This is a genomic window from Chitinophagaceae bacterium (assembly GCA_016713085.1).
Lineage (GTDB): Bacteria > Bacteroidota > Bacteroidia > Chitinophagales > Chitinophagaceae > Lacibacter.
In genome coordinates this window covers 787,065-799,480 of the sequence record JADJPV010000002.1, presented here as the reverse complement: position 1 = coordinate 799,480, position 12,416 = coordinate 787,065, and the positions used below count along the sequence as shown (strand labels likewise).

Below are 12,416 nucleotides of genomic sequence, written 5' to 3'. Positions count from 1 at the left end.
TCTGCCTTTGGTAAATCTCAACCAAAGTTATTCTCTTATACGATTCTGTTTATTCTTTATTCAACTCTTTGTAACGTTTCATTGCTTCAACAAAATAATAGTCTGCATAAGTAAGCGGCACATCCACTTCTGTTTTTTGAGGAATATGCCCTACACCATGCTGCAAAATAAATCCGCCGTTTGTTCCAGCTGCCGCTTTGTAAACGGGAGTTGAAAGGGACTTTAATATAGTTTCAGCAACAGCTACATATTCAGTTGCTTCTGTTTCGCCTACATACATTTTTAGTTCCAGTAATGCCGAAGCAATAATTGGTGCTGCCGAAACATCACGCAGTGCATTGGGAATATCGGGGGCATTAAAATCCCAGTAAGGAATTTTATCAGCAGGAAGATTGGGGTGTTTTAAAATAAACTGTGCAATTTTATTCGCCTGCTCTAAGTATTTTTTATCTTTTGTTTCACGGTACATAACGGTGTAACCATACAATCCCCATGCCTGTCCTCTTGACCATGCTGATTCATCTGCAAATCCCTGAGCCGTTTTTTTCTGCTGTACCGCACCGGTTTCTGAATTATAGTTGATGACATGATACGAACTGTTATCAGCCCGGAAATGATTTTTTATTGTTGTATTGGCATGTGTAACAGCAATTTTATAAAACGAAGAATCGCCCGTTGTTCTTGTTGCCCAGAACAGCAGTTCAAGGTTCATCATGTTATCAATGATCACCAAATATTCATTCTTTCTGCCATCCCATGATTTTATACATCCTACAGTTGGATTGAAACGTGTTACCAGTGATTTTGCACTGCTGATGAGAATTTCTTTATACTCCGGTTTTGGATCAATCTGTAATGCATTGCCGAAGCTGCAATACATCATAAAGCCAAGATCATGTGTACTGGTATTGAGTTTTTCTTTTTCCAGCACCTTCAAAATTCGGTTTGCTTCACTGAGCAATGCATTGTCTTTTGTTTGCTCATACAAATACAATAATGTACCCGGATAAAAACCGCTGCACCACCAGGCAGAATTGCTGAACTCATATTTACCTGTTAATGGAAAATAGGTTTTTGGAAATTTATCAGCCGGTAAATTCTGCGCCAGTACTTTGTACTGCGTATCTGCATCTTTAAAATTTTTTTCAATGATTTCCAGCAACCCTTTATCCTGATTGAATTTTATCTTTTTCTGAACCCTGCATGATTGTGTTGCCAAAGCCAAGCTGATTAAAACAACAATGCAAAGAGATTTACTATGCATGAACATCCGTTTAAATTTTAAACATTAAATTAATTTCCCGGTTTCCACTCTAATACCTGTACCATTTGCGGCTTCATATCCGATTTGCCTTCTCCATCTGCCTGGTCTGTTTTCTGTACAAACAAATGAAGGATACGTTTCTGTTTCCACAACTCTGTATCATAAGATGGTTCCCAGGAACCAACAGGCGTTTTCAGCAAATCTTTAATCACCCATTTTTTTCTATTAATATCTGAACTGACAGCTGCTGATATTTTTCCACCACGTTCTTCATCTCTGAAAATAACTGCTACGCTGATTGTTTTTCCTGATGTCCAGGCAATGATCTGCGGTCTTGATATGGGAATCCTTTTCGTTCCTGCACCGCTGAGGCTGAATGCAGTTTTCCTGAAACCAAGATTCTGTGCCTGCCATTGTTTTCCTTTTTTATAAATAAGATGATACTGCGGAATGCTGTCGCCCTTCTCTCTCCAGTAACTTGCTATATAAGGATTTCCCGAAGCATCAGCAAACATTGAAGTCTGATTGATCAATTCACTTTGCTGAGGAATCTGTAATGCATATTCTGCTGTTGCAGCAGTAATGGGCAGCTGATATTTTTTTCCTACCGAATTCATCCATGTTTTACCGCCATCTGCTGAACGTGCATAACACATATCATGATTGCTGGCAACATCGGGCGACTCACGCCAAACCCATGAAACATGAATGGTCCCTTTTGCATCAACACAGGCCTGCCAGTATGCATTGCGTTTTCCTTCTCCATCAATTAAATTGCTGTGAAGCTGTTTCCACTCTTTTGTTTTGATGCTGTACTGGTTGATGACCAGGTTTCCTTTGCCTGATCCTCCATCCCTGTAAAAAAAAAGCAGATTGCCGCCGGGCAGTTTATAGAATTCAGGATAGCTTACTTTCTTTTCATTTAATCCTGTCATGGAAATTTTATCTGTCATCTCCAGTGAACCGGGCTTATTGCTTTTACAGTAATTCAATGAGTTGTTATGATGATCCCATGAAAGATGCAGATACCCTGTGCCATCAATCATGATACTGATCATATTGTGTGCATCTGCTGTATTGCCTTTATAAACAGTTTGCTGAAGCAGCCAGTTTGCTGTTCCGGTTTTTCTCTTCCCTATAACTACAAACTGCTGTTCATTATAAAATGCAATGAACTGTGTATCCTTCCATGTAACTAATGAATTTTTTCTGAAGACGACCGTATTCACTGAATTATGTGCCCAGCCAAAATCTACATCAACAAGTGTAGTTTTTTTCACTGATTGCGCATTTACAACCTGTATAACAAAAGAGAAAACGGCTATGGCAATCCATTTATTCATTCACGAAATCTGTCTGTTTCAAACTGAACAATAAAAAATACCGGGAAACCAGAAGGCTTCCCGGTTTTTTGACCTAAACGACTGCTACTGATTAATATCCTGTATTTTGGTCCAGGACAGCGTCTTTATTTAAATTTATTTCATTTAAAGGTATTGGCATCAATAAATTTTTTGCTGAAATACCAATCACCGGGTTAATGGTTTGTGTATTGAATCTTGTTACCCTGTCAACAAGAGTTCCTGTACGCATCAAGGTCATTCTCCTGTTTTCTTCTGCCAGCAATTCTCTTGCTCTTTCATCAAGAATAAAATCAAGAGTAATCTGGGCACCTGTAACCGGAGTTGCATTGGCCCTTGCCCTGATAATATTAATGGTTGTGGCAGCTTCAGTTAATTTAGCTTGTTTAAACTGAGCTTCTGCTTTCAGCAAATATGTTTCACCCAAACGCATCAGGATAAAATCTTTGTTCACCATCGCAAAACCAAACACATCATTCGGGTTATACTCATACCATTTGGTTGTATGAGGTGCAATTTTGAAAACAGTATCTGCTCCTGTGTAAGGCACCTGCTGACCATAGTTAGCATTACCAACAGTGTTATAATAAAATTTCCTGCGCAGGTTGTAATGCGAGTTACGCATATCAGTTGTTTCATACAAGTCATAAGCAACCCAGTTGGTTAAGCGCATACGGGCAATACCTCTTCCTCCTAATGAATCGCAAATAGTCATGCCGGTAATCTGGTAATAAGCAGCACCCCAGTTACGGCGTTGCTGCGGGTTATTGGTAATACCGCCCGGGATAGTAGTTGGATTTTCCTGTTCCATTACCCAGATAGCTTCTCTGTTTCCCTGGTAGCGGCGCTGGTTTCCATACCAGAACATATCACTGAAATAATCGCCGTTAACAGTTGCTTTAACTCCATAACGTGCATTGGTAAGTGCATACTTGCCGCTATTGATGATTGCATCGCATTGTGCTTCTGCAAGATCTGGTTTTCCTGCCCTGATATATACTTCAGCTAATAACTGCATGGCCTGGTACCTGTTTGCTCTTGCAGTTGGTTTACCATTGGCATTTGTCTTTGAACCAAAAGCACCCGGCTCAGGAAGATTGGCTGCTGCATAAACCAGATCAGCAATGGTCAGGTTATTTACATCAGCTAATGCAGCCCTTGTAAAATCGGTTTTGGGAGCGGTTAAAGGCTCTGTTACCAATGGTACTTTGCCATAGCAGGTTGCAAGGATATTGTATGCATAAGCTCTGAAGAATTTTGCTTCGGCAGCCATGCTCTTTTTGTTTGCCTCGCTCATACCCGCTACAGATGGGTCTTCAGCATTTTTAATAATAATGTTGGCATTATTAATCATGCGGTAAGCCCAGCTCCAGGTATAAGAAGCTGCACCATCTGTTGAAATCAACTGTGTGTAATCGTAATAAGGAACTTCAATTCCCTGTTTCTGAGTTGGGGGAACAAAGGCAATATCGGTACCGGCATGCCATACACTTGGCCATCCCTGCGGATCACTGTAGGAAAAAAATGTGCTTAGATGATTGTACAAACCAACTGCTGATGCTTCAAAGCCCAGCGAATCGGTGAGTGTTACCGGCGAGTAACTCGAAAACAATTCTTCTTTAAGAAAATCTTTCTTGCAGGAGATATAAAATACCTGCATCGAAATGATTAAGGCGATCAGGATGAATTTATTTTTCTTCATTGTAATAAAGTTTTAATTGATCAATTAACGGAGTGTAACGTGTACACCAAACACAATCTGTCTTGTAATAGGATAGTTATTTGACCAGTCACCTGATCCCCTGAAGGAATAGTTATGTTCCGGATCCCAGCCTATCCAATTGGTGAATGTGTACAGGTTTCTGCCGCTTGCGTAAACGGTAAGATTTGTAAGCTTCATTTTTTCCAGTATTGCTTTTGGAAAATTATAGCTTAACGATACATCCTTAATTCTTGTATAGCTGTTATCAGAAGCATATCCATATCCCCTTGTATTAGTATAAGACAAAGCAGGGCGGGTATTACTCTTGTTCGCTGCTGTCCAGTAACCGGTTTCCTGTGGAATGTTCATACGACCGGCTTCATCGGCATAAGTAAGTGTAACATTATTTTTAAGTGCGCCCTGGAAAGTTTGGATAAAAATATTTAAACTGAAATCTTTGTACTGGAACGTGTTGGTTAAACCGCCAATCCATTTAGGTGCAGTTTGCCCCAGTATCGTTCTGTCGTTGGCATCGATTTTTTTATCTCCATTAATGTCAGCAAATTTCAGGCTTCCAGGTGCTACACCCGGATCCCAGTTAGATGCATCTTCACCAGCCTGCCATACGCCCACCATTTTATAATCGTAAATGATGCTGATGGGATGACCAAGATACCATCTGTTACCTAAATCATCTTTTCCATCTCCATATAACTCAACCAGTTTGTTTTTGTTGGCAGAGAAGTTTGCAGAAGAACTCCATTTGAAATGATTGGTAACTACGTTGTCAGAATTGATCATTACTTCAATACCACGGTTTTGAGTTTTACCTAAATTATCCCACACAAAACTGTATCCTGTTATAATCGGCAAACTTCTTCTCAGCAGCAAATCTTCTGAGTTGGTTTCATACCAGTCAATTGTACCATTGATCCTGTTCTTAAGTACAGTAAAATCAATACCAATGTTGAATGTTTTTGAATTTTCCCAATGCAAATCGCCATTACCAAGATTGCTTGCCAAAACACCAATATTACCCACACTGGTAAACGGATAACGAACCGATGCATCGGTGGTAATTGTCTGGTAAACAGAAATTGCTTCATTGCCTGTTATACCATAAGAAGCCCTCACTTTTAAGTTATCAATAAACTCAACCTTGTTCATAAAGTTTTCACGGCTGATGTTCCAACCCAATGCCACTGAAGGGAACAAACCATATTTAGTTGTATTGGCACCCATTACTGAAGAACCATCACGGCGTGCTGTTACAGTTAACAGGTATTTACTGTTGTAGCTGTAGTTGATCCTTCCCATTTGAGAAGCGATATTATACTTATCCCTGTAAGAAGAGGATGTTTGAGTAGCACCTGCACCCAAGTTATGGAAAGACAGTTCATCATTAATGAAACCTGTTGCAGAAGCCGATGAAGTGAAATAAGCCCGCTGCTGACCGCTGTACACACCTGTAAAATCAAGATGGTGAACACCGAAATCTTTTGTATAAGTGAGAATATTTTCTAATACCCAGCTATTAGTTTCTGAACTGGACACATTGGCATAACCGAGTGAGTTGTCGAAATCACGCCCTTCATAATAACCATAACGGGTGGTGATATAGTTTGTACCTGCATTAAGTCTGTATTTTAATCCTTTTAACAGGCCACTGAATTTTACTTCAGCAAAAACATTGCCATTGAGGTTGTTATTGCGGTCAATCCTGTCGGTATATAAACCAAGCAATGGGTTTTTGTACAGCAACTCAGGCCTCATGGGATATTTTTCATATTTACCGTTTGCATCATACAATGAACCATAAGGACTCATAGCTGCTGCGAGGTAAAAATTGGCCCGGCCCCCGTCGAAATTATTGTTGGTATAAAAGAAAGAAGTTCCTACTGAAAGAAAATCTGTAATATTTACATCAAGGTTTGCCCTGACGGTAGCTCTGTGATACTGGTAGCCTTTAACTGCACCCTGTTGTTTCAGGTAATCACCCGATACATAGTACTTCATATCTTTTGTTCCGCCCGATACACTGAGGTTATGATCCTGCATGATCCCCTGCTGTGTAACTTCTTTCAGCCAGTCTGTGGTTTTGCCTGCATTGTAATTGGCAATTTCATAGGCGTTCCATAAAACAGTCTGTGGTGCTGAAGGCACCTGTGTTTTATAATCAGTATATTTTTGAACATACTGTGCAGGAGTAGACGGGGTTAAGGTTTTTACAATATTGTCAAAACCCATATAACCACTGTAACGGATAACCGGTTTACCGGTTGAACCTCTCTTGGTAGTAATCAGAATAACACCGTTCGACCCGTTCATACCATAAATAGCGGTGGCAGAAGCATCTTTTAGAATTTCAATAGAGGCAATATCATTCGGGTTGATATCATTTGTACCTCCGCCGGTTTTACTCATCGGTATTCCATCCACAACAATAAATGGAGTGGAACTTGCATTGATTGAATTTTGCCCCCTTACCAAAATACCTGCAGAACTGCCGGGTACTGATGAAAACTGTGTAATGTTTACACCGGCTACAGAACCTTCAATAGCATGAAGGATATTGGTTACCGGAAGTTTTTCCAAACGTGTTTTAGGTACTGTAACAACCGAACCGGTTACATCAGCACGTTTCTTTGTACCATAACCAACAACTACCACTTCATTTAACTGCCTGTTGGTTGCGGTGAGTTTAATTTGCATGGATGAGCTGAAATCAACAGCTACTTCACTTACTGCATAACCAACATTTGTGATTTGCAGTACATCTCCATCGGCCGCTTTAATTTTAAATACACCCTGCACATCTGTAATAACCGATGTTTTTTTATTCTTAATGGTAACGGTAGCACCTGCTACAACATCGCCATTCTCTGCATCCGTTATTACACCGGTTACAGTTTTATCCTGGGCAAAAGAAGCCAGGGGTAACATTATTAACAGAAAAAGGCCTGATAAAAGAGAAAGGCTGGCCTGCCTGAGTTGAACACGAGATACCTGCCTGCGGACATTACTCCATAACAGACGGCAGTAGTTTTTGGTCATATGACAGCAATTTTGTTTTGAATGAAACGGAAAAGAAATGATCCTTTTCCCGAATTACATACCAAATTTGAACAAGTATCTCACTTTTTCAGGGGGGACAAATGATAAAAATAGGGGGGTAAATTCATTATTTTGAAAATTTCAAACGTTGTAGATAATGAGAAAAGCTAAGCTTAAGCATACATCATTTCAGATGAATTCAGCCTGAAAAAGCAGTTTCTGTGTGGAAATTTCCCCATTTACACCGAGCCAGCTCCCAGGGCTTTGCGGTATTTTTTTACGTAATCAGATGGTTTCATTTCAAACAGCTTAAAGAACTGTTCCCTAAAATAACGTACATCGTTAAACCCGGTAATATAAGTTACCTCTACAATTGTTTTGTTGGTATTGATGAGAAGCTCTGCAGCTTTTCTTAGTCGCAGGTAACGGACAAATACATTTACCGTGAGCCCAGAAACAGCTTTAATTTTTTTGTAGAGGCTCGGATGACTCATCCCAATCTCTTTGCAGAAGGTTTGAATGGTGAACTCGGGATTATCAAGGTGCTTTTCAACAATGGCAATACAGCGTTCAAGGAATATCTTATGCTCCCCTGCCACTCCTGAAGCCGGTTTTAAGGTGACTGTATTGAAGAAATACTGCTGTAGCCGGTTCCTTCCTTTGAGGATATTTTGTACACGGGCAATAATAATTTCCCTGTCGAATGGTTTGGTAATATAATCCTCTGCCCCGCCTTCAATGCCCTTCAGCTTTACTTCTTCTGATGAGCTTGATGTAAGCAGAATGACCGGGATATGTGCAATAGATGGCATTTCTTTTATGTTCTTCACCATTTCAATACCACCCACTTTTTTCATCATTACATCACTGATAACAATGTCGGGTACTTCCTTCAGCACCAGTTCGTAACCAGTACTTCCATCATCTGCTTCATAGATATTAAAAGAACCTTCAAATACCTGCCTGATGTAAGAACGCAGTTCAGCATTGTCATCCACAATCACCATTGTTGGTAAACCTGATGTGATTTTATCAATAACAGCTGACTTGTTTTGTTTTGTTTCAGTTTCTTCAGCAAGCAGGTTTTCTGAATCGGGATCTTCAACCAGCTCATGCAGGATCGTTTGTGCAGGTTTATATTCTTCACTGATATGCCGTGCCGCAAAATGCGATTTCCCCTTCAGCAGTTTTAAACTGAATGTTGTTCCCTTACCCGGCTCGCTTGTATATGACAGCTGACCCTGATGGGCCTGTGCTAATTTTTGAGAGACATACAAACCAATACCAAAACCTGTTTGAGATGCCTTTCCTGTATTTTCAGCCTGGTAAAATGATTCAAACAGTTTAGCACCGGTTTCCATTGGTATACCACTGCCGGTATCGCTTACAACTATTTCAATTTCATTTTCATTTTGAATAATACCGAGCATCACCTCTCCACCGGCTTCGGTATATTTAAATGCATTCGAAATAAGATTGAACAGGATGATCTCTACCTTTTCTTTATCTGCATAAATAAAAATATTCTGCTCATTTTTTTCATACACAAACCGGATGTTCTTCATTGCTGCATGCTGACTGAAGCTGAGGTACACTTCATTACAAACTTCTGCAATATCAAAATGTTCAATACGCATCTGCTGATCTACCGATTCCACTTTTCTGAACAGCAGTAATTGATCAACAAGGCTCAGCAAACGCTTTGCATTACGGTGAATCATGGTTGTCTTCCTATGAATATCTTCATTTGTATTTTCTTTCACCAGTTCCTTCAGCGGATTAATGATCAGTGTAAGCGGTGTTCTGAATTCATGAGAGATATGTGTAAAAAATGAAATCTTTTTTTCCGTTAACTCTTTTTCCTGTTCACTTTCAAGATGGGCCAGTTTAATTTCATACCGTAAACGTTCCTGCCGTTTATTATATAAGAGATAGAAGTAAACCGCACCAATGATAAACACAGCATATAAAATATATGCCCACCAGGAACGGAACCAGGGAGGCAGGATGGTTATTTGCAGCAACCTGGTTTCTTCACCCCATATACCATATGCATTCATTACTTTAACACTGAATATATAAGTGCCCTCATGAATTCTGGTATAGTTTGCTGTTCGGTTCGTTCCGGTATTGTTCCAGTTTTTATCCCAACCGGTCAGTTGATAGGCATACTGTAATTTATCTGCCAACGAGTAATCCAATGCAAGAAAGTCAAGCGACAGGATAGCTTTATCGTAAGGCACTTTTATTTGCTTCACATACTCCTCCTGTCTTCCGGTTACATAACGGTCTTCTTCTTCAATCGGGGTGTTATCAATTTTTAACCCGATTAAAAATACACGGGGCACTTCTTTTGATTCTTTAATACTGTCAGGATGGAAAATATTAAACCCTTTAATACCTCCGAATAAAAATTCACCTGAACGAAGCGGAAGAGCTGCATTGAAACTGAATTGATTGCTTTGCAGGCCATCAGCATAAGTAAAATTCCTGAAGCTTCTGTTCACAGGATCAAACCTGCACAAACCATTGTAGGTGCTCATCCACAGAATGCCATGCTGATCTTCAAGAATACGGAGTACATTATTATTGGGCAGCCCCTCACCTGTTGTAAAACGTTGAAAAGTACCGTTTGCCCTGTTAAAAAGAAGCAAGCCTCCACCTTCTGTTCCTACCCAGAAATTTTTATGAATGTCCTCATGAATAGATCTTACAGGATATCCAACCGGGTAAATATGATGTGTTTTTTTATTTTGATTGATGCTGATTAAACTGCTGTAATTACCTGCCCACAACTCCCCATTACGATCTTCTGTTAAACATTGTACGTCTACAATCCTGTCATCAAAAATTTCAAATTGATTCGTTTGCCTGTTAAACGTATAGAGTGTTCCGTTGTTTACGGTGCTTGCCCAGATATTTTTAAACCGGTCACGGTAAACCAGCCATACATTATATTCTGTTTCTTTTGTCTTTGGATTATAACAGGAGAAACGTTCAAATTTTCCTGAGCCCGCTTTCAACCTGTTAACTCCATGAAACCAGGTGGAAGCCCAAAGATCGTTGTACTCATCTTTCATTACACCTGTTACATAATTACTGCTGATAGATGCATCATTGCCGGTATTTACGTACAGATCATATGTATTGTTCGACCTCTTCCAGTGTCTCAATCCGGCACCGCTTGTACCAACCCAAATATTCCCTTTATGATCTTCGCAAAAAGAATTGATAAAATTATTACTGCTGTTATTTCTGAATGGACTATTGTAAAAATACAGTTCTGAATGAACTTGTATTCGGATAAAGAATATTTACTCCGCCCCTTAATGTGCCGATCCATTTTCTGTCTTTTTCATCAATAAAAATAGCATACAACGCAGTGCTGTTAATACTGGGTTGCTGTTCATTTGACTGATAAGCCTCAGCCATTTCATTACCTGACTTCAGAATCCATAAGCCACCGCCATCTGTAGTTTCCCGGAACATACACCCATACTTTTTTACTTACACTGTCATATTCAATTGCTGATATCCTGTAACTGGAAACTTTTGTTTTTCCAATGAACAATGGAATCTGCAATCCGCTGCTGCTGCTGCGTTTAAAATAAAGTAATCCATGTGTATCAGTTCCGGCAAATACAATATCACCATTGAAGGCAGATTTTATGATATTGGAGTTTCCGGTTAAAGTGTTCCTGTCATCTTTATCAAATGAGCGGAAAGAAGGCGTGTAAAAACGTCTGCTTACCGGATCAAACACGCTGATCCCTTTTGATGTACCGATCCACAAATAATCAGCAGCATCGCCGGTAATAGAATTGATGTGACTGTGACAAAGGGAAGTAGTATCGCCAATAATATTCCTGTACACTTTGAAACCATAACCATCGTAACGGCTCAACCCATCATAGGTGCCGAACCACATGAAACCATCATGATCCTGGTAAATACTTGTAACAACATTATTGGAAAGTCCCTGTTCAATTCCGAGATACTGCACGGGTATAGAATCAGAAGCATGTATCAATGAAACAGCAGAAACCTGAAAAAAAACAGAAAGTATAATATAATTGAAAAAAAGCCTTCTCCTCATATAATAAAAGGAATAAAAAATCTTAATGAAACAAACATCCACCGCCTGTCAAAAATAGTCACTAAACTTCAGGTTACAGAAGGAAATAATCCCCAAGTATATTGGGGAAAGCTGAAGATGACTTTTTGCAGCTGAAATTATTTCTTTATTTAATTTCCTTTTATCCTCCTGATAAAATGTAACTCTTTACTTACCTGCTTCAGCCATTCCTTAGTAATTAATTCATGCCCGGAATATGTTGGATGAATACCATCCCACATCCAGTATTCGGCGGCTGCTCGCTTAACTGCATCATTGAATATTTTTTGCAACGGAATGAAAACTGCGTTGAACTCATTTGATAAACGACTCACTGCCAGCTGTCTTTTCTGAAGGTCATCATGAAACAGGTTCCAGTTTTCTTTTACTTTACCCACTGGAAGAATGAATGGTTCACAGAGAACAAACATACAATCAGGTAACTGCTCATGTGTTTGTTCCAGTAACGAACGATATACTTCCTCATATTGTTCAGCCGTAACAATATTCTGCTGTCGTATTACTGAGTCTGTATCATTTATTCCTATAAGAATACTGAGTACATCCGGTTTTAAGTCGAGTGTATCAGTTTGCCAGCGTTTGGCTAAATCTGTTATTTTATTTCCACTGATACCCCTGTTATAAAACTGATTTTCTTTTTCCGGAAAAGCCGCACCTACCCTGCTGGCAATACTAAATGCATACCCATGACCCATGATGTGATTTGGATCTTTACTTCTTCCACGGTTGCCATCGGTGATTGAATCGCCCTGGAATAAAAAATTCAAATGATCGGTTTTACGTTTCTGTTCAACACTGCCTGCAGCAAAACTTTCTATCCCTGTGAAGCCTGTTGCAGCAGCACAGGCCATTGCAGCTTTTGCAATAAAATTTCTGCGGGAATTATTTTGTTCTGACATT

The 12,416-nt window shown here is 39.6% G+C and carries 5 protein-coding genes and 1 pseudogene; all 6 read right to left on the bottom strand.

Annotated elements, in window-relative coordinates; translation table 11 throughout:
- Positions 1–49: 49 nt before the first annotated feature.
- Positions 50–1,264: a glycoside hydrolase family 88 protein gene (locus tag IPK31_16315; GenBank protein ID MBK8089373.1), complete on the bottom strand. Its 1,215-nt coding sequence runs from the start codon at positions 1,262–1,264 to the stop codon at positions 50–52.
- Positions 1,265–1,293: 29 nt separating this feature from the next.
- Positions 1,294–2,607 carry a BNR repeat-containing protein gene (locus IPK31_16310; GenBank protein MBK8089372.1) on the bottom strand — a complete coding sequence of 438 codons (1,314 nt, stop codon included), beginning with the start codon at positions 2,605–2,607 and terminating at the stop codon, positions 1,294–1,296.
- A 91-nt stretch (positions 2,608–2,698) separates the two neighbouring features.
- A complete protein-coding gene (locus tag IPK31_16305) occupies positions 2,699–4,327 on the bottom strand; it encodes a RagB/SusD family nutrient uptake outer membrane protein (protein ID MBK8089371.1) in 1,629 nt (542 codons plus the stop codon).
- A gap of 24 nt (positions 4,328–4,351) precedes the next feature.
- The gene (locus IPK31_16300) at positions 4,352–7,270 is read right to left on the bottom strand and encodes a TonB-dependent receptor (GenBank protein MBK8089370.1); all 2,919 of its coding nucleotides are present in this window, start codon (positions 7,268–7,270) and stop codon (positions 4,352–4,354) included.
- Between the two features lie 350 nt (positions 7,271–7,620).
- Positions 7,621–11,477: pseudogene (locus tag IPK31_16295) on the bottom strand (response regulator).
- Between the two features lie 149 nt (positions 11,478–11,626).
- Complete coding sequence (locus IPK31_16290; protein MBK8089369.1) at positions 11,627–12,415, bottom strand: SGNH/GDSL hydrolase family protein; 789 nt, start codon at positions 12,413–12,415, stop codon at positions 11,627–11,629.
- Between the last annotated feature and the right edge of the window lies 1 nt (position 12,416).

Coding starts and splice junctions, on each gene's coding strand:
- IPK31_16290 (MBK8089369.1), bottom strand. CDS start 12,415: ATGTCAGAACAAAATAATTCCCGCAGAAATTTTATTGCAAAAGCTGCA.
- IPK31_16300 (MBK8089370.1), bottom strand. CDS start 7,270: ATGTTACCCCTGGCTTCTTTTGCCCAGGATAAAACTGTAACCGGTGTA.
- IPK31_16315 (MBK8089373.1), bottom strand. CDS start 1,264: ATGCATAGTAAATCTCTTTGCATTGTTGTTTTAATCAGCTTGGCTTTG.
- IPK31_16305 (MBK8089371.1), bottom strand. CDS start 4,327: ATGAAGAAAAATAAATTCATCCTGATCGCCTTAATCATTTCGATGCAG.
- IPK31_16310 (MBK8089372.1), bottom strand. CDS start 2,607: ATGAATAAATGGATTGCCATAGCCGTTTTCTCTTTTGTTATACAGGTT.